Annotated in this window: 19 protein-coding genes; 10 read left to right on the plus strand and 9 right to left on the minus strand. The window is 65.2% G+C overall.

What is annotated here, in order from left to right; genetic code table 11:
* The 3 genes from ABIA42_RS31340 to ABIA42_RS31350 all read right to left on the minus strand — a co-directional run bounded on the left by ABIA42_RS31340 (position 1) and on the right by ABIA42_RS31350 (position 3861).
* On the minus strand, positions 1–858 hold the full coding sequence (locus ABIA42_RS31340) for a branched-chain amino acid ABC transporter permease (RefSeq protein WP_271531232.1): 858 nt from the start codon (positions 856–858) through the stop codon (positions 1–3).
* A gap of 138 nt (positions 859–996) precedes the next feature.
* On the minus strand, positions 997–2511 hold the full coding sequence (locus ABIA42_RS31345; RefSeq protein ID WP_271531231.1) for an amidase: 1515 nt from the start codon (positions 2509–2511) through the stop codon (positions 997–999).
* 165 nt (positions 2512–2676) lie between these two features.
* The gene (locus ABIA42_RS31350) at positions 2677–3861 is read right to left on the minus strand and encodes a substrate-binding domain-containing protein (protein WP_370117891.1); all 1185 of its coding nucleotides are present in this window, start codon (positions 3859–3861) and stop codon (positions 2677–2679) included.
* Positions 3862–4040: 179 nt separating this feature from the next.
* Here ABIA42_RS31350 and ABIA42_RS31355 point away from each other — a divergent pair, with 179 nt between their 5' ends.
* On the plus strand, positions 4041–4484 hold the full coding sequence (locus ABIA42_RS31355; protein ID WP_370117889.1) for a MarR family winged helix-turn-helix transcriptional regulator: 444 nt from the start codon (positions 4041–4043) through the stop codon (positions 4482–4484).
* Between the two features lie 241 nt (positions 4485–4725).
* Here the strand turns inward: ABIA42_RS31355 and secA are convergent, their stop codons facing one another.
* Entirely contained in the window at positions 4726–7566 is a 2841-nt protein-coding gene (gene secA / locus ABIA42_RS31360; RefSeq protein ID WP_370143708.1) for a preprotein translocase subunit SecA, read from the minus strand.
* Between the two features lie 352 nt (positions 7567–7918).
* On the opposite strand from secA, the gene ABIA42_RS31365 reads away from it, so the two are divergent.
* From ABIA42_RS31365 to ABIA42_RS31375, 3 genes are all read left to right on the plus strand, one after another.
* Positions 7919–8857 carry a peptidylprolyl isomerase gene (locus ABIA42_RS31365; RefSeq protein ID WP_370117886.1) on the plus strand — a complete coding sequence of 313 codons (939 nt, stop codon included), beginning with the start codon at positions 7919–7921 and terminating at the stop codon, positions 8855–8857.
* Positions 8858–8987: 130 nt separating this feature from the next.
* A complete protein-coding gene (argJ, locus tag ABIA42_RS31370) occupies positions 8988–10229 on the plus strand; it encodes a bifunctional glutamate N-acetyltransferase/amino-acid acetyltransferase ArgJ (protein WP_370117883.1) in 1242 nt (413 codons plus the stop codon).
* A 4-nt stretch (positions 10230–10233) separates the two neighbouring features.
* Positions 10234–10644, plus strand: a complete 411-nt coding sequence (locus tag ABIA42_RS31375) for a (deoxy)nucleoside triphosphate pyrophosphohydrolase (RefSeq protein WP_124162724.1) — start codon at positions 10234–10236, stop codon at positions 10642–10644.
* 79 nt (positions 10645–10723) lie between these two features.
* Here ABIA42_RS31375 and ABIA42_RS31380 read toward each other — a convergent pair whose 3' ends face one another.
* Positions 10724–11572 (minus strand): methyltransferase domain-containing protein, encoded by an 849-nt coding sequence (locus ABIA42_RS31380; protein ID WP_370123834.1) that lies wholly within the window; start codon positions 11570–11572, stop codon positions 10724–10726.
* A gap of 144 nt (positions 11573–11716) precedes the next feature.
* Here ABIA42_RS31380 and ABIA42_RS31385 point away from each other — a divergent pair, with 144 nt between their 5' ends.
* The 4 genes from ABIA42_RS31385 to ABIA42_RS31400 are packed head-to-tail and all read left to right on the plus strand — an operon-like array spanning position 11717 to position 14194.
* The gene (locus ABIA42_RS31385; RefSeq protein ID WP_370117880.1) at positions 11717–12526 is read left to right on the plus strand and encodes a ComF family protein; all 810 of its coding nucleotides are present in this window, start codon (positions 11717–11719) and stop codon (positions 12524–12526) included.
* 35 nt (positions 12527–12561) lie between these two features.
* A complete protein-coding gene (gene grxC / locus ABIA42_RS31390; RefSeq protein ID WP_370117877.1) occupies positions 12562–12837 on the plus strand; it encodes a glutaredoxin 3 in 276 nt (91 codons plus the stop codon).
* On the plus strand, positions 12834–13712 hold the full coding sequence (locus ABIA42_RS31395) for a carbon-nitrogen hydrolase family protein (RefSeq protein WP_370117874.1): 879 nt from the start codon (positions 12834–12836) through the stop codon (positions 13710–13712). Before grxC ends, ABIA42_RS31395 begins: the two co-directional genes overlap by 4 nt.
* Positions 13709–14194, plus strand: a complete 486-nt coding sequence (locus tag ABIA42_RS31400) for a DUF1178 family protein (protein WP_370117871.1) — start codon at positions 13709–13711, stop codon at positions 14192–14194. The genes ABIA42_RS31395 and ABIA42_RS31400 overlap by 4 nt, the downstream gene beginning before the upstream one ends.
* Positions 14195–14291: 97 nt before the next feature.
* On the opposite strand, the gene ABIA42_RS31405 is transcribed toward ABIA42_RS31400, so the two are convergent.
* From ABIA42_RS31405 to ABIA42_RS31420, 4 genes are all read right to left on the minus strand, one after another.
* Complete coding sequence (locus ABIA42_RS31405) at positions 14292–15191, minus strand: EamA family transporter (protein WP_370117868.1); 900 nt, start codon at positions 15189–15191, stop codon at positions 14292–14294.
* Positions 15192–15450: 259 nt separating this feature from the next.
* Positions 15451–15732 carry a GIY-YIG nuclease family protein gene (locus ABIA42_RS31410; protein ID WP_271531221.1) on the minus strand — a complete coding sequence of 94 codons (282 nt, stop codon included), beginning with the start codon at positions 15730–15732 and terminating at the stop codon, positions 15451–15453.
* Positions 15733–15842: 110 nt separating this feature from the next.
* Positions 15843–16610 carry a bifunctional 2-polyprenyl-6-hydroxyphenol methylase/3-demethylubiquinol 3-O-methyltransferase UbiG gene (ubiG, locus tag ABIA42_RS31415; RefSeq protein ID WP_271531220.1) on the minus strand — a complete coding sequence of 256 codons (768 nt, stop codon included), beginning with the start codon at positions 16608–16610 and terminating at the stop codon, positions 15843–15845.
* Positions 16611–16623: 13 nt separating this feature from the next.
* The gene (locus ABIA42_RS31420) at positions 16624–17091 is read right to left on the minus strand and encodes a PH domain-containing protein (protein ID WP_194390943.1); all 468 of its coding nucleotides are present in this window, start codon (positions 17089–17091) and stop codon (positions 16624–16626) included.
* A gap of 153 nt (positions 17092–17244) precedes the next feature.
* Here ABIA42_RS31420 and ABIA42_RS31425 point away from each other — a divergent pair, with 153 nt between their 5' ends.
* Entirely contained in the window at positions 17245–18501 is a 1257-nt protein-coding gene (locus ABIA42_RS31425) for an aspartate kinase (RefSeq protein ID WP_028177450.1), read from the plus strand.
* Between the two features lie 374 nt (positions 18502–18875).
* Positions 18876–21143: a phosphoenolpyruvate--protein phosphotransferase gene (gene ptsP, locus ABIA42_RS31430; protein ID WP_370117862.1), complete on the plus strand. Its 2268-nt coding sequence runs from the start codon at positions 18876–18878 to the stop codon at positions 21141–21143.
* The last annotated feature ends 37 nt before the right edge of the window (positions 21144–21180 follow it).

Raw genomic sequence — 21180 nt, forward strand, 5'->3', positions numbered from 1 at the left:
TTAAACCCCTTTTCCAGCGATGAGGCCCTGCGGGCGGAATTTGATGAAGACAATGGCGAGCACGAAGACGAGGACGTCGGCGACGACGGGCGCCATCACCCAGGGCAGAGCGGCGCTGAGCGTGCCGATGACGCCGGCGCCGGCGACCGGGCCGATGAAGGAGCCGACGCCGCCGACCATGACCGCGACGAAGCCCTGGATCAGGAAGCGCAGCCCGAGATCGGCGTAGAGGCTGAACACCGGCACGATCAGCGCGCCGGCAAGCCCGGCGAGCGCGGAGCCGAACGCGAAGGTGGCGCCGTACATCAAGGGCGTGGAGATGCCGGAGGCGCGCGCCAGCGACGGGTTCTCCAGCGTGGCGCGCATGCGCAGGCCGAAGCTGGTGCGCGAGAGCAGCAGGTAACAGCCGGCCATCACCAGGAGCGTGACGACGATGATGGTAAAGCGCCAGGCCGAGATGTGGATGGAGCCGATGTCGATCGAGCCGCCGATCGGCTCCGGCACGGTGAGATAGAAGCCGCCGATCAGCCCGCGCACGGATTCGCGGATGATCAGGCCGAGCGCATAGGTGCCGAGCATGGCGACGATGGGGGCGGCGTAGAAGCGGCGGATGATCAGCGCTTCCAGCACGAAGCCGAGCGCGCCGACGACGAAGGGCGCCGCGACCATGCCGGCCCAGATCGGCAGGCCCCTGGCATAGGCGAGATAGGTGACGTAGGCGCCGAGCAGGACGAACTCGCCTTGCGCGAAGTTGAAGATGCCCATCATGCTGGCGATGATCCCGAGCCCCAGCACGATCAAAACGATGATCGCCCCGAAGCTCAGGATCTCGAACGTCGCGACGAACGCATTAGCCATGCGCCGGAGCCTTTCCCGTTCCGATGGAATCGGAACGGGCCTCTAGAATGCAGTTTTGACGCGTTTTCCTGACGCGAACCGGGGTCCAGTTCGCGCGAAAACGCCCTGGTGCTCTACCCACCTGCATCGACACCTCGTTCACATCTTCTTCCAGTCGCCGACCTGCTCGAAGGCATGGGCGGCGCGATAGATCGTGGATTCCTCGAACATGCGGCCGACCAGCATCAGGCCGACGGGCAGACCATCGACCATGCCGCAGGGCAGCGACATCGCGGGATGATGGGTGATGTCGAACGGCGCGGTGTTGGAGATCATCTCGAGCGCGCGGGCGACGTACTCCTCGCGGCTGGCATTGGGCTCCGGCAGCCTGGTCGCCTTCATCGGCGTGGTCGGCATCAGCAGGAGATCGTAATCCCTGAACGCCTTGTCGTAGGCCGCGGTCAGGCGGCGCGAGATGTTGAGCGCCTTGCCGTAGAAGCGTGGACCGAAATTGTTGTTGATGTAGGTGCCGAGCATCATGAACAGCTTCGTGGTCTCCGACAGCGAATCGGCCTGCCGGCGCCAGCCACGGTGGAAATCCATCAGCGAGGTCGAATAGAGGTCGCCGCGGCTGAGGCCGTAGCCGTCGCCGAACATCATGGTCTGGGTCAGGCCTTCGGTGCCGATCGGGGTCCAGATCGCGCCGCCCAGGAGGTGCATCGGGATCGAGACGGTCTCGACGGTGGCGCCGAGATCCTTGAAACGCTTTGCCGCCTCGCGCACGCTTTCATTCACCGCGGCCTCTGCGCCCGGCTGCTCAAAACCTTCCTTGAGGATGCCGATCTTCATGCCCTTGACGCCCTGACCGAGCGCCTTGGTGTATTCCTCGACCTTCGGAGCCTTGATGCGAGGATCGTAGCCGTCATCGCCGGCGAGCACTTCGAGCAGCAGCGCGTTGTCGGCGACCGTCGCGGTCATCGGGCCGGTATGGTCGACATAGATCTCGATCGGCATGATTCCGGTATAGGGCACGAGGCCCCAGGTCGGCTTCATCCCGTAGATGCCGCAGAACGAGGACGGCATGCGGATCGAGCCGCCCTGATCGCCGCCGATCGCCATGTCGACCTCGCCGAGCGCGACCACGACGCCCGAGCCCGACGACGAGCCGCCGGCCGAGTAACCCATCTTGTGCGGATTATGCACCGGTCCGTAGGATCCGGTGTGGCTGCCGCCGGACAGGCAGAAGTGCTCGCAATGCACCTTGCCCTTGATCTCTGCGCCGGCATCCAGCATGCGCGTGACGATGGTGGCGTCGAAATCGGGCACATAGCCTTCCAGCGTCGACGATCCGTTGGTCATGGGAACGCCGGCCAGCATGATGTTGTCCTTCAGCGCAACGGTCTTGCCCTTGAGCTTGCCGCTGGCGGCACCTTTCACGGTCGATTTGCGATACCAGGCATTGCGCGGGTTCTCTTCCGGCGAGGGGCGGTAGCCGGGCGTGCGCGGGTACTTCACCTCCGGCACCTCGTCCGGCATCGTGGCAACGAGATTGTAGGCCTCGATCGAGCCCTGCATCAGGCCGCGGAACGAGGTGACGTCGTCGTCGGACAGCGAAAGGCCGCACTGCTCGGCGACGCTGCGAAGTTGGGCGGGCGTGGGAAGGACAACTGTCACGGCGCTCTCCTTGAAGGTTTCTTGATCCCTGGCGTTGAACGGAAGCCTTCCGCCCGCGCCTGCACGGCGCGGGCCAATCTGGCTTCGCGGCGATACTACAGACGGAAATATTTTCCTTTTCAAGTATTATTTCGCGAAACGGCTGCGACGTATCAGCGGCCGCACTCAGAACGTCTTGATGATCCTGAAGTCGAGACCGTCGGCTTCAGCGAAGTACATCGGCATCTCGGCGCGGCCGTCGCGAAGAGTCACGGGACCGCGGCCGGCCGAATAGACGGTGTTGCGCGCGGCCTTCAGGAGCGGACGAAACGCCAGCGAACCGGCGCGGTTGGCCACGGACTCCAGGAAGCGCAACCCTTCATAATTCGACTGGCCGACGGAGCCGACCGGCGGCGCATTGGCGCCGAACATCGCTTCGTATCCGCTGAGGAACTCGTCGTTGGCGCGTGAAGCCATGCAATTGAAATAGCCGGAGGCGCAGAACAGATTCTCGGTGTTGTCGGCGCCGATGCCGAGCAGCACGGTCTCGTCCATCGCGCCCCCGAGCCGCAGCGTCGAGGTGGCAAGGCCCGCTTCGGCGAAGGCGCGGTTGAAGGTGATGCTGTCGGTACCGATCAGGGAGATCAGCACCACGTCCGGCCTGGCGGCGCGGATGCGCGCCAGATGCGGCTCGTGATTGTCCTCGCCGACCGGGACGAACTCCTCGCCGACGACCTGGCCGCCCGCTTCCTTGATGTAGCGCTTGACCGCACGATGCGACTGCCACGGCCAGACGTAATCGCTGCCGATCAGGTACCAGCGCGCCGCCTTCTTGACCTCCGCGAGCCAATGAATCGACGGTCGGTTCTGCCAGCGCGGCGTCTCGCCGATCGCCATGACGCCCGGCGTGCGCTCGCCGCCTTCATAGACCGGGGTGTAGATATAGGGGATGCGGTTGCCGGTGACCTCGCGCAGCGCGACGCGGACAGCGCTGATATGCGAGCCCATGATGAGGTCGACCTCGTCGAAGGCGATCGCCTGCTCGGCGCGGCGCACCACGTCTTCGATCGGGCCGCCGGAATCGTAGATCGACAGCTCCAGCTCGCGACCCAGAATGCCGCCGCGCTTGTTGATCTCGGCGACCGCCAGCATCGCGCTGTTGGTGGAACTCGGGCCCCAGATTCCGGGCGAGCCGGTGAAGGTAAGGAAGTTGCCGATGCGCAGCTTGTTGCGCGCGCCGCGCCGCTTCATGAAATGCGCATCGACCGGGGACAGGTCAAAATCCGTCGCCGACGACGACAAATTCCTGAACAGCAGGGACGGCGGCAACGCCGGGCCGCCATGAGCCGGGAAGTTTACCGTCGCGCGCACGCCAACTCCTGTCCGGGACCAGACCTGAAAGCACATTCTTCGGGCGGCTGCGGCTTCCGCCCTTTTGTTAGGCAATGATCCTATTTTGAAAATATTGAATGTTCAAGAATTGAAGTGCATATAGATGCAGCATCGATTGCAAGACATTCACTCATTTGGGTCAAGACGAAGTCTTAGCCGTGGCAAAACCGTCGAAAGAAAACATCCCGATCACCGAACACCTCGCCTACCTGCTCGCGCAAGCTAACCGGGAGATCAACCGACAGCTCGAACTGCGGTTGAGCAAGGAGGGCGTGCCGGTCGAGCAATGGCGCATCCTGAAAGTGCTGTCGGATGGCAACGGCCATTCGATGGGCGAGCTTGCAGATGCCGTGCTGCTCAACCATCCGACATTGACCAAGATGATCGACCGCATGGTGTCCGACACGCTGGTCTATCGCGTGCAGGACCCGAACGACCGCCGCAAGGTCCTGATGTTCATCTCCGACCGCGGCAAGGGGCTGTCCAAGAAGCTCAACTCGCTCGCGGTAGACCAGGAGGAGCACATCCTTGAGAGCTACGGCGACAAGTCGACCAGCGAGCTCAAGCGGCTGCTGGAGAGCTTGATCGATAGTTCGAATTGAGGCAAGCGGCTCTCGCGTGAGAATGACGCAACCAGCCCCGGCGATGGGGCGGGCTTTGCGCCACACCCATAGCTGTCATCGCCCGAATCGGGCGATCCAGTATTCCCGAGAAGGATGTGATTGAGCCGAGAGGCCGCGGCGTACTGGGTCGCCCGGTCCAGTGCGCACTTGCGCGCGAACCGGGCGACGACAGCGGAGGTTGGGGCCGCGACGTCGCGCTTCATGCCCGCGTAGCTAGCCGCTAAGCATACCGCCCGTGGCAGTGCTTGTACTTCTTGCCTGAGCCGCACGGGCAGTCCTCGTTGCGGCCGATCTTGCCCCAGCTGGCTGGGTTCTTCGGATCGCGTAGCGACGCATCAGTGGCCGGGGCGCCGAGGGTGACGCTGGCAAGCGCCATTTCATCTTCGCCGGTATTCGGGTCGAACTTGTGCGCCTCCATCGGCGGCAGGACGGGAGCTTCCTGCTCCGGCGGGACGATCTCGACCCGCATCAGCTGCGCCGTGACCGCCTCACGCAAGTGAGCGCTCATCTCCTGGAAGAGATTGAAGGCTTCGGTCTTGTATTCCTGCAACGGATCGCGCTGGCCGTAGCCGCGCAGGCCAATGACCTGGCGCAGATGGTCGAGCATGATCAGATGCTCGCGCCAGAGATGGTCGAGCGTCTGGAGCAGGATGGTCTTCTCGACGTAACGCATCACGTCGGGACCCCATTGCCCGACCTTGGCTGCCATGTGCTCGTCGGCCCTGGTCTCGATGCGGGAGAGCAGCTCCTCGTCGGCGATGCCCTCTTCCTTGGCCCATTCGTCGACCGGCAGGTCGAGATCGAGCACGCGCTTCAGTTCGTCCTTCAGACCCGCGACGTCCCACTGCTCGGCATAGGCATGCTCGGGCACGTGCTTGGCGACGAGGTCGTCGATGAAGGCGTGGCGCATGTCGGTGACGGTCTCGGCGACGCTCTCGTCCTTCATCAGCTCGACGCGCTGATCGAAGATCACCTTGCGCTGGTCGTTCTGGACGTTGTCGAACTTGAGGAGGTTCTTGCGGATGTCGAAGTTGCGCGCCTCGACCTTCTGCTGCGCCTTCTCCAGGGCCTTGTTGATCCAGGGATGGATGATGGCCTCGCCCTCTTGCAGGCCGAGACGCTGGAGCATGCTGTCGAGACGGTCCGAGCCGAAGATCCGCATCAGGTCGTCTTCGAGCGACAGGAAGAATTTCGAGCGGCCGGGGTCGCCCTGACGGCCGGAACGGCCGCGCAGCTGGTTGTCGATACGGCGGGATTCGTGGCGCTCGGAGCCGATGATGTAGAGGCCGCCGGGCTTCTTCACGGTCTTGGCGGGCTTGGATCCCTTCGCCGGCTCGATCTCGACGGTCTCCTCGGCCTTCAGCACGATTTCGCGGAAGCGCTCGATGTCGGCCTTGATCTGCTCGATCTTCTTCGCCTTCTCGGCCTCGTCGGTGATGCCCGCGGTCTCCTGCTGGATGCGCATCTCCAGCGAGCCGCCGAGCTTGATGTCGGTGCCGCGTCCGGCCATGTTGGTGGCGATCGTGATCGCGCCGGGCACGCCGGCTTCCGCGACGATGTAGGCCTCCTGCTCGTGGAAGCGCGCGTTCAGCACCGCGAACAGCTTCGCCTGCTTGCCGGCACGGGCCGCGGCATAGAGCTTGTCGAGCGCGCCCTCCTTGCCGAAATCGATCTGCTTGTAGCCGTTCTTCTTCAGGAACTCGGCAAGCACCTCCGATTTCTCGATCGACGCCGTGCCGACCAGCACGGGCTGGAGCCGCGAATTGGCGCGCTCGATCTCGGCAAGAATGGCTGCGTATTTCTCCTGCTGGGTACGATAGACCTCGTCGTCCTCGTCGAGGCGCGCGACCGCCAGATTGGTCGGGATCTCCACGACCTCGAGCTTGTAGATGTCGAACAATTCGTCCGCTTCGGTCGCGGCCGTGCCGGTCATGCCCGCCAGCTTCTCGTACATGCGGAAGTAGTTCTGGAAGGTGATCGAGGCGAGCGTCTGGTTCTCGGGCTGGACCTGGACGTGCTCCTTGGCCTCCAGCGCCTGGTGCAGGCCTTCCGAATAGCGGCGGCCCGGCATCATGCGTCCGGTGAACTCGTCGATGATGACGACCTCGTTGTCGCGGACGATGTAATCCTTGTCGCGCGTGAAGAGGGTGTGGGCGCGCAGGGCCTGGTTGATGTGGTGCACGACGGAGACGTTCTCGACGTCGTAGAGCGACTCGCCCTTGAGCTGGCCGGCGTCGCGCAGCAGGGTCTCGATCTTCTCCATGCCGGCTTCGGTCAGCGTCACCGTGCGCTGCTTCTCGTCGACGTCGTAATCGGTCTTGTCGAGCTTGGGCAGGAAGCCGTCGATGGTGTTGTAGAAATCGGAGCGGTCGTCGAGCGGGCCGGAAATGATCAGCGGCGTGCGCGCCTCGTCGATCAGGATGGAGTCGACCTCGTCGACGATGGCGAAGAAGTGCGGCCGCTGGACCATGTCCTCGAGCCGGTACTTCATGTTGTCGCGCAAGTAGTCGAAGCCGTATTCGTTGTTGGTGCCGTAGGTGATGTCGCAGGCATAGGCCGCCTTGCGCTCGGCATCGTCGAGGCCGTGCACGATCACGCCGGTGGTCATGCCGAGGAAGCCGTAGATCTGGCCCATCCAGCCGGAGTCGCGGCGGGCGAGGTAGTCGTTGACGGTGACGACATGGACGCCCTTGCCGGCGAGCGCATTGAGGTAGACCGCGAGCGTCGCGACCAGCGTCTTGCCTTCGCCGGTCTTCATCTCGGCGATGTCGCCCTCGTGCAGCACCATGCCGCCGATCAGCTGGACGTCGAAATGACGCTGGCCGAGCGTGCGCTTGGCCGCCTCGCGCACGGTGGCGAAGGCCGGTACCAGGAGATCGTCGAGCGTCTTGCCTTCGGCGAGCTGCTTCTTGAACTCGGCGGTGCGCGCTTTCAGCGCCTCGTCGGACAGCTTGGAGACTTCGGGCTCCAGCGCGTTGATCGCGTTGACGCGGGACTGATATCCCTTCACCCGCCGGTCGTTGGCGGAGCCGAAAAACTTGCGGGCGAGCGCGCCGATCATGCCTAGTTCCTGTGTTCGCGATTTAACCGCGTTGCAGCCAAGAAGTTGTCACCCACCTGCCTATCAACTCACCGTGACGCCCCGCGGCATCAGAGCCCGGACTGCGGGTTCATCCGCCATATGGGTGGGAATTGGGCAAGTCTGGGTTCAACGGCCAAAAACGCAGCAAAATAAACGCCATCGCCATGGTCGCGACCGGGCAGAGATATGGCCCGGTCAGGGCCTTGTCAACGGCGGGCGCGTTGCGGCTAATTCATCATTTTGACAGACTTTTCGCGTTGCCAAGCCCCCCTGAATTGGGCGAGTGTCCGCCCCGCTCGAGCAGCCCCCTGCTTCAACATAAGGATTTTCCATGACCACCTCGTTCCCGGTAACCACCGGCCAGCGCTTCCGGCATGCGTCGGCCCTGGCTGGCAGCCTCGCCCTGGCGCTGACCCTGGCGTTCGCGGGCCCGCTCCGGGCCGCCGACGATCCGGTGCTGGCGAAGGTCAATGGGGCGGAAATCAAGAAGAGCGACGTCACCATGGCCGAGGAGGAACTCGGGCCGAGCCTCGCCCAGATGGACCCGGCGACCAAGGACGAGAACGTCCTGTCCTTCCTGATCGACATGAAGATCGTCAGCAAGGCTGCCGAAGACAAGAAGATCGCCGACAGCGAGGAGTTCAAGAAGCGCCTGGCATTCGCCCGCAACCGGCTCCTGATGGACAGCCTGCTCGCCAATGAGGGCAAGGCCGCCACCACGCCGGACGCCATGAAGAAGGTCTACGAGGAAGCCGCCAAGCAGATCACCGGCGAGCAGGAGGTGCGTGCCCGCCACATCCTGGTCGAGACCGAGGACGAGGCCAAGGCGGTGAAGGCCGAGCTCGACAAGGGCGCCGATTTCGCCGAGCTCGCCAAGAAGAAGTCCAAGGACCCGGGCTCCGCCGATGGCGGCGACCTCGGCTTCTTCACCAAGGAGCAAATGGTGCCGGAGTTCTCGGCCGTGGCGTTCTCGCTCGAGCCCGGCAAGATCTCCGACCCCGTGAAGTCGCAGTTCGGCTGGCACATCATCAAGGTCGAGGAAAAGCGCAACCGCAAGGCGCCCGATTTCGAGCAGGTCAAGGCCCAGATCGAGCAGTACGTGACCCGCAAGGCTCAGGCCGAGTATGTCGCCAAGCTGCGCACCGAAGCCAAGGTCGAGCGGCTCGACCAGCCGGCGGCGGATGCGTCCAAGGACGCCAAGTCCGATGCGAAGCCGGCGGACACTGCCAAGCCGTCCGACAGCAAGATGGCGCCCCCGGCGAAGAAGTAAGAATTCGCTGTCACTTCGCTGACGCCAAGAGTATCTAAGCTTTCGTGATGCCCGGCCCTGAGCGCGAAGCGCGTCTTCGCATATTGGGGCCGGGCATCTGCTTATCCAGATTCCACGAAGGCGCCTCGCGATGTCCTCCTCCGTCTCTCCCCTCGCCCCCAAAACCGTTCCCGACATGCCCGTGATCGCGGGCATCCGTCTTGCGACGGCCGAAGCCGGCATCCGCTACAAGAACCGCACCGACGTGCTGCTGGCGGTGATGGACAAGGGCACCGCGGTGGCCGGCGTCTTCACCAAGTCGAAGTGCCCCTCCGCCCCGGTGGAATGGTGCCGCGCCAAGCTGAAGGGCGGCAAGGCCCGCGCGCTCGTGGTCAATTCCGGCAATGCCAATGCCTTCACCGGCAAGACCGGCCGCGCCTCCACCGCGCTGACCGCGAAGATCGCCGCCAAGGCGGTCGGGTGCAGCGAGGGCGAGATCTTCCTCGCCTCGACCGGCGTGATCGGCGAGCCGCTGGATGCGACCAAGTTCGACGGCGTGCTCGGCCGCCTCGCCGAGACCGCCGAGCCCGGCGACTATCTCGCCGCGGCCAAGGCGATCATGACGACCGACACATTCCCGAAAGTCGCGACCGCGACCGTCAAGCTCGGCAAGGCCAAGGTCACCATCAACGGCATGGCCAAGGGCGCCGGCATGATCGCACCCGACATGGCGACGATGCTGTCCTTCATCTTCACCGACGCGCCGATCGCGCCCGCCGCGCTGCAGGCGCTGCTCAAGAGCGGCGTGGAGGATACTTTCAACGCGGTGACGATCGACGGCGACACGTCGACGTCGGACACGCTGCTGGCTTTCGCGACCGGCGCCGCCGCCGAGCATGGCGCGCCGAAGATCAGCCGCGCCAGCGATCCGCGCCTGAAGGCCTTCGTCAAAGCCTTCAACCAGGTGCTCGCCAGTCTCGCCGAGCAGGTCGCCCGCGACGGCGAAGGCGCGCGCAAGCTGGTCGAGATCACGGTCGAGGGCGCCAAGACCAAGGCCTCGGCGCGCAAGATCGCGATGTCGATCGCCAACTCGCCGCTGGTGAAGACCGCGATCGCGGGCGAAGACGCCAATTGGGGGCGCGTGGTGATGGCGGTCGGCAAGGCCGGCGAGCCGGCCGATCGCGACAAGCTCTCGATCTCGTTCAACGGCATCCGCGTCGCCAGGAGCGGCGCGCGCGATCCCGACTATGACGAAGCGCAGGTGTCGGAAGCGATGAAGGCGCCGGAGATCGCGATCAAGGTCTCGCTCGGCCTCGGCAAGGGCCGCGACCGCGTGCTGACCTGCGACCTCACCAAGGAATACGTCGCGATCAACGGGGATTACAGGTCCTGATCGGATGGCCGAACTGAAGCTCACCCTCGTCGTGGCCTGCGCCCTGGTCGACGCCGACAAGCGCGTCCTGATCGCGCAGCGTCCCGAGGGCAAGGCGCTGGCCGGCCTCTGGGAATTTCCCGGCGGCAAGCTCGAGCCCGGCGAGCGGCCGGAGCAGAGCCTGATCCGCGAACTCCATGAGGAGCTCGGCATCACCGTCGCTGAGCCATGCCTCGCGCCGCTGACTTTCGCCAGCTACGGCTACGAGACCTTTCACCTCCTGATGCCGCTCTACATCTGCCGGCGCTGGGAGGGCCTGGTGACGCCGCGCGAAGGGCAAAACCTCGCCTGGGTCCGCGCCAACAAGCTGCGCGACTATCCGATGCCGCCGGCGGACATTCCGCTGATCCCGCATTTGATCGATTTGCTGATGTGAGGTCGTAACGGCGGCGTCGATTATTCGGTCGTCATTCCGGGGCGCGCAACACGCGAACCCGGAATGACGTTGGAAACGCCTACGTCTCCCCGGCCTTCTTCACCGCTTCCGCCAGGCTCGCCTTGGCCGATCCCGGCTTCAGCGGCTGCTGCTGGCTCGCATGGGGGGCCCAGCCTGAGAGCCAGATGATGTCGAATGTCGCACGGATGCGGCCGTCGGCATCGGCAAAGCGCTCCGTGTAGATTTCGGCCATCCGCAGCAGTGTCGCGCGCCGGCTCGGCGTGCGGCGGCGTTCGATCAGCACGTTGGCCGCGCCCATGCGGCGGAGATCCTGCATCAGCGCGAACGCATTGGCATAGCGCACCACGACGCGGTCGACGTCGGTCACCGGCAACGCAAAGCCCGCCCGCTGCAACAGAGCGCCGATGTCGCGCAGGTCGGCGAACGGCGCCACGCGCGGCGACACGCCGCCCTCGCATTCGGCTTCCGCCGCGGCAAAGGCCTGCCGCAGCTCGGTCAGGCTGTCGCCGCCGATCATCGCGGCGAGCAGCAGGCCGTCCGGCTTCAGCGCCCGGCGAACCTGCGCAAGCACACCCGGCAGGTCGTTGACGAATTGCAGTGCCAGCGCCGAGACGACGAGATCGAGGCTCTCCGGCGCGAACGGCAGTGTCTCCGCGCCCGTCGCATCGGGTGCAATCCGCGCGATTGTCGGAAGCCGTGTGCGCAACGCCGCGAGCCCCTCGCCGGGCGTCCAGAGATCGGCCGGAGCGTGAAACTCGCGCATGACCGCAGCCAGCCGGTCGGACATGTCCTCGACAGCACGATCGAGGAGGAATGTCACCTCGCCCTGCGCCCGTGCACGCCGCTGCCGCGCGTTCAGCAAGGCGCGATCGAACAAGGCGGGCGGGGTTTGCGGGGTCTGAGCCATGCCGCTGGTTACGCCGATCTCCACGGTTCTGGCAACGCTCTCCTGTCCCGGACGATGCTTCGTATCGTCAAGGGGCGCGGCGTCGGGGGCACGACACCGATTCGGCCGCTTGAGCCATCGCAGGCGGAACGCTAGCCTTGTCTCATGGACGCCGACGCCGCCCCCACCCGCTCGATCGCCGCGCCGCTGCGGGCCGCGTGGACGGCTGGCCGCCACGTGCTGTCGCGCGCAGCACGGCTCGCGCTCGACATCGCGCTGCCGACGCAGTGCGTATCCTGCCACGAGCCGGTCGACGGCGAGGGCGTTTGCGCTTCGTGCTGGGCGCGGCTGTCGTTCATCGAACGGCCCTACTGCCCGCGGCTCGGCATCCCCTTTGTCTATGACCCCGGCCCCGACATGCTGTCGATGGAGGCGATCGCGAGCCCACCGGCCTACCAGCGCGCCCGCGCCGCCGTGCGCTATGACGACGTCGCGCGCACGCTGGTCCACGCGCTGAAGTACCAGGACCGCACCGATCTGGCGCCCGCCATGGGCCGCTGGATGGCGCGCGCGGGCGGCGATCTGCTCAGCGGCGCCGACATGCTGGTGCCCGTTCCCCTGCATTGGCGGCGAGCCTGGCGCCGCCGCTACAACCAGTCCGGGGCGCTCGCGCGTGTCATCGCGCGGCAGAGCGGCGTCAAGGTGCAGAGCGAGGTGCTGCGCCGGGTGCGCGCCACCGAGCAGCAGATCGGCCTGTCGCGTGCCCAGCGCGGCACCAATGTGCAGGGCGCATTCCAGGTATCTCCCGACCGTCAGGCCGAGGTTCAGGGCCGTCGCATTGTCCTGGTCGACGATGTCCTGACGTCGGGGGCGACGCTGGATGCCTGCGCGCGGGTCCTGCTCCGCGCCAAAGCGGCCCAGGTCGACGTGCTGGTCTTCGCCCGGGTTGTCGAAAGCGGCCCCCGTCCCATATAGTTCAATGAATTCATGACATGAGAGCGCCAGACGAAATGACTGCTGCTGTCGAGATCTACACCCGGCCGGGCTGCGGCTATTGTTCCGCCGCCAAGTCGCTGCTGACCCGCAAGAAGGCGACCTTCACCGAATTCGACGTCGCCAAGAACCCGTCCTGGCGCCAGGAAATGTACGGCCGCGCCGGCCAAGGTTCGACTTTCCCGCAGATCTGGATCGGCGGCGCCCATGTCGGCGGCTGCGACGAGCTCTATGCGCTCGACCGCGAAGGCAAGCTCGACGGCATGCTCGAGAGCGTCAAGGCCGTCTCATGAGCGAGAATCGCACCTTCACCGCGGCCATGGTGCAGATGCGCACCGGCCTGATGCCCGAGCCGAGCCTCGAACAGGCAACGAAGCTGATCCGGCAGGCTGCGACCAACGGCGCCGACTACGTGCAGACGCCCGAAGTCAGCAACATGATGCAGCTGAACCGCAAAGCATTGTTCGAGCATCTGCAGAGTGAAGAGGACGACGCTTCGCTGAAGGCCTACCGCGCGCTCGCGGCGGAATTGAAGATTCATCTCCATGTCGGCTCGCTGGCGCTGCGCTTCTCGCCGGAGAAGGCGGTCAACCGCTCCTTCCTGATCGGGCCCGAGGGCGATGTGCTCGCGAGCTACGACAAGATCCACATGTTCGACATCGAGCTGCCGGATGGCGAGAGCTATCGCGAGTCCGCCAATTACCAGCCGGGCGAAACCGCCGTGATCTCGGATCTGCCCTGGGGCCGCATCGGACTGACGATCTGCTACGATGTGCGCTTCCCGGCACTCTACCGCGCGCTCGCCGAGAGCGGTGCGTATTTCATCACGGTGCCGTCGGCCTTCACCCGCAAGACCGGCGAAGCGCATTGGCACGTGCTGCTGCGCGCACGCGCGATCGAGACCGGCTGCTTCGTCTTCGCCGCGGCCCAGGCCGGCCTGCACGAGAACAAGCGCGAGACCTATGGCCATTCGCTGATCATCGATCCCTGGGGCGAGATCCTCGCCGAGGGCGACGTCGAGCCCGGCATCATCATGGCCAGGATTGATCCGGCCAGGGTCGAGACCGCCCGCCGGGCGATTCCCTCGCTCCAGCATGGCCGCCGCTTCGGCGTCTCCGACCCCAAGGCGGGGCCTGATCATTTGCACCTCGTGCGAGGCTCGGCATGATCCGCTACGCCCTTCGCTGTGACCGGGACCACGACTTCGAGAGCTGGTTCCAGAGCTCGTCGGCCTACGATTCGCAGGTGAAGCGGAAGCTCGTGACCTGCCCGATCTGCGGCTCGGCCAAGGTCGAGAAGGCGATCATGGCGCCGCGCATCGTCGGCAAGAAGGGCCGTGGCCGCGCGACACCGCCGCCGGAGCCAGTCGCCACGGCCACGACGCCCGACGCTGCACCGTCAGGACCGACCTCGCTGCTGATGGCGCAGGAGCGCGAGCTGCGCGCCAAGCTCAAGGAGCTGCGCGATCATATCGTCAAGAACGCCGATAATGTCGGCGAGCGTTTTGCCAACGAGGCTCGCGCCATGCATTACGGCGACAAGGAGCATCGGCCGATCTACGGCGAGGCCTCGCCCGACGAGGCCAAGTCGCTGATCGACGAAGGCATCGAGGTCTCGCCGCTGCCGGTGCTGCCGGAAGACCGGAATTGACGCGCCGGCTTCGTCATTGCCGGGCTTGACCCGGCCATCCACGCCTTGCCCAGCTCACGAAGAACGTGGATGCACGGGCATGACGGCAACTGAGCGATCAGGCTGCGACCAGCACCGCCACGCCGATCACGATCAGCGCAATTCCTGCGAGCTCGCGCGGCGCGATTGGTTGCTTGAACGAGTAGTAGGCCACGGCCTGCGCGAACAGCACCTCGATCAAAGCGAGCGTGCGGACATTGGCGGCCGCCGTCAGCGCAAACGCCAGGAACCAGAATTGCGAGGCAAAGGCGCCCGTGAAGCCGGCGAGCATCGACGGCCGCCATAGTCCGAGGATTCCGCGCAATACGTCTGGCGCGCGTAGAAGCAGATAGATCGTCAGCACCAGCGTCTGCACGAACAGGCCAAGCACCAGCGTGAACGAGGAGGCCGTCACGAATGACACGTCGGGCACCGTGATGATCGCTCCGCGAAAGCCGACCGCGGACAGCGCGAATGCCGCCGCGGCGACGAGGCCGGTGATGGTCGGCTTCAGTTCGGCAAAGCTCTTCTCGCCGCCCGGCCGCAGCGCGGTGATGACGACGCCGACGGTCGCGATCACGATCGCGAGCACCTTGAGCCAGGTGAGGTGATCGCCGAGGAAGATGAAGCCGAAGATCGCGGTCTGTATCGCCTCGGTCTTCAGATACGCCGTCGTCACCACGAAGGAGCGGTCGTTCATCGCGAGCAGCATCAGGCCGGTGGCGACGATCTGGCTGAGCGCCCCGAGCAGCAGCCACGGCCAGAACACGGTCGGCGGCAGGCTCAGATGATCGCCGGTCGCGAGCAGCACCACGCCCAGAAACAGCAGCGAGAACGGGAAGCCGAACAGGAAGCGGATATTGGTCGCGCCCCAGGTCCCCAGCGGCTTCGTCAACGACCGCTGCATCGCATTGCGCGCGACCTGCCCGAGCGCAGCGATGACGGTGAAGGGAATCCAGAGACTGGCGATGGTGAGCATGAGGGTGGCGGTTGGAAAGACAGGGCGATTAGCGTGACGGGAACAGACTCACTGGTCAACCACATGGGCGTCATGGGTGCGATGCTCTCGCAACAGGCACACTGTCGTCCCTGCGAACGCAGGGACCCATAACCCCAGGGAGCAGTTTTGCGGAGGCTGCCAACCCGCGCATCCAACACCGTCCGCCATCGATGGATTCCGCGGTATGGGTCCCTGCGTTCGCAGGGACGACAGCATTTGCTTGGCAGCGCTCACACCGTCAAACCAAGAGATCGCTGAGGTCCCGCCACTCGGGGTTATCGCGCTCGATCAGCTCGATCTTCCAGTCGCGCTTCCAGCGTTTAAGCTGCTTTTCGCGGGCGATCGCCTCTTCCGCCCGTTCATACGCCTCAGTGTAGACGAGGCGGTGTACGCCGTAGCGCTTGACGAACTCCGAGCCCTTGCCGGCGCGGTGTTCCTCGAGGCGTTTCTGGAGCGAGTTGGTGATGCCGATGTACAGTGTTCCGTGACGGCGGCTGGCGAGGATGTAGACGTAGTACATGCTCGGAGCGCCTGTCTTCGCTAACCACAGGGGCTGGTGGTTATGGGTCCCTGCGTTCGCAGGGACGACACTGTTCTCGGAGTGACAGCTCGTACCCCACCCACGGCAGTTCACACCATGGCTTCCGCCACCACCATGTAGTTCACGTCCATATCGGACGAGAGGGTCCATTTGTCGGCGAAGGGGCTGTAGACCACGCCGGTCTGCTCGGTGATGACGAGGCGGTTGTCGAGCAGGTGTTTTGCGAGCTCGTCGGGGGTGACGAACTTGTTCCATTCGTGGGTGCCGCGCGGCAGCCAGCGCAGCACGTATTCGGCGCCGACGATCGCGAGCGCGAAGCTCTTCCAGTTGCGGTTCAGCGTCGAGACCACCATCAGCCCGTTCGGCTTCAGCATCGAGGCGCAGCGCTTCAGGAAGACGCCGACGTCGGTGACGTGCTCGACCACCTCCATCGCCAGCACGATATCGAAGCGCTCGCGCGGGTCGATCTCCTCCACCGTGGTGCAGCGATAGTCGATCGCAAGATGGCTCTTGTCGGCGTGCAGCTTCGCCGCGGCGATGTTGCTCTGGGAAGGATCGATGCCGATGACCTGTGCGCCCAGCCGCGACAACGGCTCGCACAGCAGGCCGGCGCCGCAGCCGATGTCGAGCACGCGCAGGCCGCCGAGGCAATTGAGGCTGCGCACGTTGCGCTCGAACTTGCGGCAGGCGGCGTCGCGGATATAGCCGAGCCGCAGCGGGTTGATCCGGTGCAGCGGCGCCATCTTGCCCTTGGGGTCCCACCACTCCGCAGAGAGTTTTGAGAATTTCGCGATCTCGGCAGCGTCGACGGTCGAGCCCGGCTGGGCGGAAAGGGAAGTATTTTGCTGCATGCTCATGGTGCGCGCGGTCCTACCGCGTGGTGATCGAACTACGGAAGGCGAGCGGCGAGGCGATGGTCCTGATCGTCTCGATGCCCTCGCCGACGCCGCGAATCGTCACGTCGCCGTAGTTGAGAATACGTCCAAGAATGGACTGGTCGACGTCGACACTCTCGACCTTGTCCAGCGCCATCTCGAAGGTTCGACGCTTGATGAACCCGGTCTTGTGCACGACCCTGAGATTGGTGACGTCGGTCTCGGTGGTGAAGCGATGGAACCAGCCCTTGATGGTCCAATACAGGGCCGCCAGAGCCACGAGACCCGAGGCGACCAGGCAGAGCAAGACGAGCCAGTCGGCGGTGGCCTGCCGGGACAGCACGAACAGGGCCAGCGCCACGATCCAGGCCACGATGGCCGGAAAGTAGAAGATCCAGTGCGCATTGGTCGAATACAGCACCCGCTCGCCCGGTTGCAGAATCTCGTCGATATAGCGCGCCATGATCTCGGTTAACCCACTTCCCCCGCGCCCTGCCCCCGCAGGAACCCGCTTGCCCCCGGCCCCGCCGCTATGTATACGCGCGTCGGTGTCCGCGAGGCACCCGTCCAGTGCGGGTCACCATACTGATCCTTATGAAGGAATGCACGCGTCGTCATGAGCCGCCTCGTGATGAAATTCGGCGGCACGTCCGTCGCCAACATCGAACGTATCCGCAACGTCGCACGCCATGTGAAGCGTGAGGTCGATGCCGGCCATGAAGTGGCCGTGGTCGTCTCGGCGATGGCCGGCAAGACCAACGAGCTGGTCGCCTGGTGCACCGAGGCCTCGCCGATGCACGACGCGCGCGAGTACGACGCCGTTGTCGCCTCGGGCGAACAGGTGACCTCAGGTCTTCTTGCCATCGTGCTCCAGGGCATGGGCATTCAGGCCCGGTCCTGGCAGGGCTGGCAGATCCCGATCAAGACCAGCGACGCCCATGCCTCGGCCCGGATCGAGGACATCGACGGCAGCGAGATCATCAAGCGCTTTAGGGAGCGCAAGGAAGTCGCGGTCATCGCCGGCTTCCAGGGCATCAATCCCGAGACCAACCGCATCACCACGCTCGGCCGCGGCGGCTCCGATACCTCGGCCGTGGCGATCGCCGCCGCCGTCAAGGCGGACCGCTGCGACATCTACACCGACGTCGACGGCGTCTACACCACCGACCCGCGAATCGTGCCGAAGGCCAAGAGGCTCGACAAGATCGCGTTCGAAGACATGCTGGAACTGGCCTCGCAGGGCGCCAAAGTGCTCCAGGTCCGCTCGGTGGAACTCGGCATGGTCCACAACATGCCGATCTTCGTCCGCTCGAGCTTCGACAAGCCCGAGGATATCGACCCGCATGCCAACCAGCCGCCCGGCACGCTGATCTGCAGCGAGGAGGAGATCATGGAAAGCCACGTCGTCACCGGCATCGCCTTTTCGAAGGACGAGGCCCAGATCTCGGTGCGCCAGATCGAGGACAAGCCCGGCGTCGCGGCCTCGATCTTCGGCCCGCTGGCGGATGCGAACATCAACGTCGACATGATCGTGCAGAATGTTTCCGAGGACGGCAAGACCACCGACCTCACCTTCACGGTGCCCGCCGCCGACTATACCCGCGCCAAGGATACGATTACCGCCGCCAAGGCCAAGATCGGCTATGCGCGGCTCGATACCGCCACCGACGTCGCCAAGATCTCGGTGATCGGCAGCGGCATGCGCAGCCATGCCGGCGTCGCCGCCCAGGCGTTCTCGGCCCTCGCCGGGCGGAACATCAACATCCGGGCCATTACAACCTCCGAGATCAAATTCTCGGTTCTGATCGACGCCGCCTATACCGAGCTGGCGGTGCGCACCCTGCATACGCTGTACGGGCTCGATCAGGCCTGAAGCGCGACCATCGTCGCGCTTCAGATTGTTGTTAGAGCATGGTCTTTCCGGAAAACCGCTTCGCACTTTTCCGGACCATGCCTAGGCTAATTTTCCCTTAGCGGTCGCAGCAAACGCGAAGGTGTACACACCTTTGCGTTTGGCAGGCGTTTTGCTTGGCAAAACAAGCCTCAATTCGCTATACGGCGAAAAGGGTGGGCTGCCGCAGACTGTGTCCCAGTTCAGGCGGCGCTGATTCGGTACAAGCGCTAAATCTCAGGTAGATTTTGGGCTTGTGCCTGCGCCGGACAAACAATTTGGTTGTTTTTCTGGAATTTTGATCCAGCCGCCGGCCGATACCGCCGGGCCCGGCAGACGGAGGAGATTGACGGTTCATGCGGAGCGCGTCGGGAGGTCCCCGCGTCTTGTTGAGACGGCTCCGCGAAACCATGGCGGAGCAGGTCTCGGCCCAGGAGCGGCTGGACAAGATCGTGGTGCTGATCGCCGCCAACATGGTGGCCGAGGTGTGCTCGGTCTATGTGCTGCGCATCGACAACACGCTCGAGCTCTACGCCACCGAAGGTCTCAACCGCGAGGCGGTGCACCATACCGTGCTGAGCGCCCATGAGGGCCTGGTCGGCCTCGTCGCCAGCGAGGCGACGCCGCTCAATTTGAGCGATGCGCAGAGCCACCCGGCCTTCTCGTTCCGCCCCGAGACCGGCGAAGAGATCTACCACTCCTTCCTCGGCGTGCCGATCCTGCGCGCCGGCAACACGCTCGGCGTGCTGGTGGTGCAGAACCGCGCCAAGCGCAACTATGTCGAGGAGGAGCTCGAGGCGCTCCAGACCACCGCGATGGTGCTGGCCGAGCTGATCGCCTCGGGCGAGCTGTCCGCGCTGGCCCAGCCGGGCCAGGAGCCGGCGGCGCGCCATTCCGCGCAGAAGGTCGGCGCGATCCTGTCCGAGGGTATCGCGCTCGGCCACGTCGTGCTGCACGAGCCCCGCGTCGTCATCAAGGACTACATCGCCGAGGACCTGCCGAAGGAGATCAAGCGGCTGGACACCGCGCTCGCCAAGCTGCGCGCCGACCTCGACCGCATGCTGGAGCGCGGCGACGTCGCCGAGGGCGGCGAGCATCGCGAGGTGCTGGAAGCCTACCGCATGTTCGCCAACGACCAGGGCTGGTCGCACAAGCTGCACGAGGCGGTCGCCACCGGCCTCACCGCGGAAGCTGCCGTCGAGCGCGTGCAGTCCGACACCCGCGCGCGCATGCTGCGCTCGACCGATCCTTACCTGCGCGACCGGCTGCATGATCTCGAGGACCTCGGCTACCGCCTGATGCGGCAGCTGGTCGGCCAGGATCACGCGCCGTCGCGCGAACAACTGCCCGACAACGCCATCGTCATCGCCCGCGCGATGGGCCCGGCGGCGCTCCTCGACTACGACCGCAAGCGCCTGCGCGGTATCGTGCTCGAGGAAGGCACTGCCAATTCGCACGTGTCGATCGTGGCACGCGCGCTCGGCATTCCCGCGGTCGGCGAAGTGCCGAACGCACCCGGCATCGCCGATCCCGGCGATGCCATCATCGTCGACGGCACCTCGGGCTCGATCTATGTGCGCCCGTCGCAGGAGATCGAGGCCGCCTTCGCCGAGCGCGTGCGCTTCCGCGCCCGCCGCCAGGCCCAGTATCTGGCGCTGCGCGACCGGCCCTGCGTCACCAAGGACGGCCAGAAGGTCGAACTGATGATCAACGCAGGGCTGGCCATCGACCTGCCGCATATCGAGGACACCGGCAGCGCCGGCATCGGCCTGTTCCGCACCGAGCTGCAATTCATGGTCGGCCAGAGCCTGCCGCGCACCAGCGACCAGCTCGCGCTCTATCGCACGGTGCTGGACGCGGCCGGCAGCAAGCCCGTCACCTTCCGCACCCTCGACATCGGCGGCGACAAGGCGCTGCCCTATATGGAAGCCGTGATCGAGGAAAATCCCGCGCTCGGCTGGCGCGCGATCCGGCTCGGGCTGGATCGCCCCGGCCTGTTGCGCGGCCAGATCCGCGCGCTGCTGCGCGCCGGCGGCGGCCGTGCGCTGCGCATCATGTTCCCGATGATCTCGGAGGTCGCCGAATTCGACGCGGCCAAGGCACTGGTCGAGCGCGAGCTCACCTATTTGCGCCAGCACGGCCACACGCTGCCTGAAAGAATCGACATCGGCACCATGGTCGAGGTGCCGGCCCTGCTCTACCAGCTCGACGAGCTCCTGAAGAAGGTCGATTTCATTTCGGTCGGCTCCAACGATCTGTTCCAGTTCCTGTTCGCGGTCGATCGCGGCAATGCCAAGGTGTCCGAACGCTTCGACACCATGTCGGCGCCGATCCTGCGCGCGCTGCGCGACATCGCACGCAAGGCGCACGCGGCGAAGAAGTCGCTCTCGCTGTGCGGCGAGATGGCGTCGAAGCCGATCGGCGCGCTGGCGCTGGTCGCGCTGGGCTATCGCTCGCTGTCGCTCTCGGCGACTGCGCTCGGTCCGGTCAAGGCGATGGTGCTCGACCTCGACGCCAAGAAGGCCGAGGCGACGCTTGGCCCGCTGCTGGACGCGCCGGCGGGCAGCGTCTCGATCAGGCAGAAGCTGACGGAATTTGCCGAGGCCGAAGGCCTGGCCTTGTAGCGGGCCTGTCGCCGCGTCCTGCCGCCTCGCCTCTTGC

The organism is Bradyrhizobium sp. USDA 327 (genome assembly GCF_041262065.1).
GTDB lineage: Bacteria > Pseudomonadota > Alphaproteobacteria > Rhizobiales > Xanthobacteraceae > Bradyrhizobium > Bradyrhizobium liaoningense.

Excerpts from the sequence above, each read along its gene's own strand:
- ABIA42_RS31340 (WP_271531232.1), bottom strand. The coding sequence starts at position 858 with ATGGCTAATGCGTTCGTCGCGACGTTCGAGATCCTGAGCTTCGGGGCG.
- secA (WP_370143708.1), bottom strand. The coding sequence starts at position 7,566 with ATGATCGGCGCGCTCGCCCGCAAGTTTTTCGGCTCCGCCAACGACCGG.
- ABIA42_RS31365 (WP_370117886.1), top strand. The coding sequence starts at position 7,919 with ATGACCACCTCGTTCCCGGTAACCACCGGCCAGCGCTTCCGGCATGCG.
- argJ (WP_370117883.1), top strand. The coding sequence starts at position 8,988 with ATGTCCTCCTCCGTCTCTCCCCTCGCCCCCAAAACCGTTCCCGACATG.
- ABIA42_RS31375 (WP_124162724.1), top strand. The coding sequence starts at position 10,234 with ATGGCCGAACTGAAGCTCACCCTCGTCGTGGCCTGCGCCCTGGTCGAC.
- ABIA42_RS31380 (WP_370123834.1), bottom strand. The coding sequence starts at position 11,572 with ATGGCTCAGACCCCGCAAACCCCGCCCGCCTTGTTCGATCGCGCCTTG.
- ABIA42_RS31385 (WP_370117880.1), top strand. The coding sequence starts at position 11,717 with ATGGACGCCGACGCCGCCCCCACCCGCTCGATCGCCGCGCCGCTGCGG.
- grxC (WP_370117877.1), top strand. The coding sequence starts at position 12,562 with ATGACTGCTGCTGTCGAGATCTACACCCGGCCGGGCTGCGGCTATTGT.
- ABIA42_RS31395 (WP_370117874.1), top strand. The coding sequence starts at position 12,834 with ATGAGCGAGAATCGCACCTTCACCGCGGCCATGGTGCAGATGCGCACC.
- ABIA42_RS31400 (WP_370117871.1), top strand. The coding sequence starts at position 13,709 with ATGATCCGCTACGCCCTTCGCTGTGACCGGGACCACGACTTCGAGAGC.
- ABIA42_RS31405 (WP_370117868.1), bottom strand. The coding sequence starts at position 15,191 with ATGCTCACCATCGCCAGTCTCTGGATTCCCTTCACCGTCATCGCTGCG.
- ABIA42_RS31410 (WP_271531221.1), bottom strand. The coding sequence starts at position 15,732 with ATGTACTACGTCTACATCCTCGCCAGCCGCCGTCACGGAACACTGTAC.
- ubiG (WP_271531220.1), bottom strand. The coding sequence starts at position 16,610 with ATGAGCATGCAGCAAAATACTTCCCTTTCCGCCCAGCCGGGCTCGACC.
- ABIA42_RS31420 (WP_194390943.1), bottom strand. The coding sequence starts at position 17,091 with ATGGCGCGCTATATCGACGAGATTCTGCAACCGGGCGAGCGGGTGCTG.
- ABIA42_RS31425 (WP_028177450.1), top strand. The coding sequence starts at position 17,245 with ATGAGCCGCCTCGTGATGAAATTCGGCGGCACGTCCGTCGCCAACATC.
- ptsP (WP_370117862.1), top strand. The coding sequence starts at position 18,876 with ATGCGGAGCGCGTCGGGAGGTCCCCGCGTCTTGTTGAGACGGCTCCGC.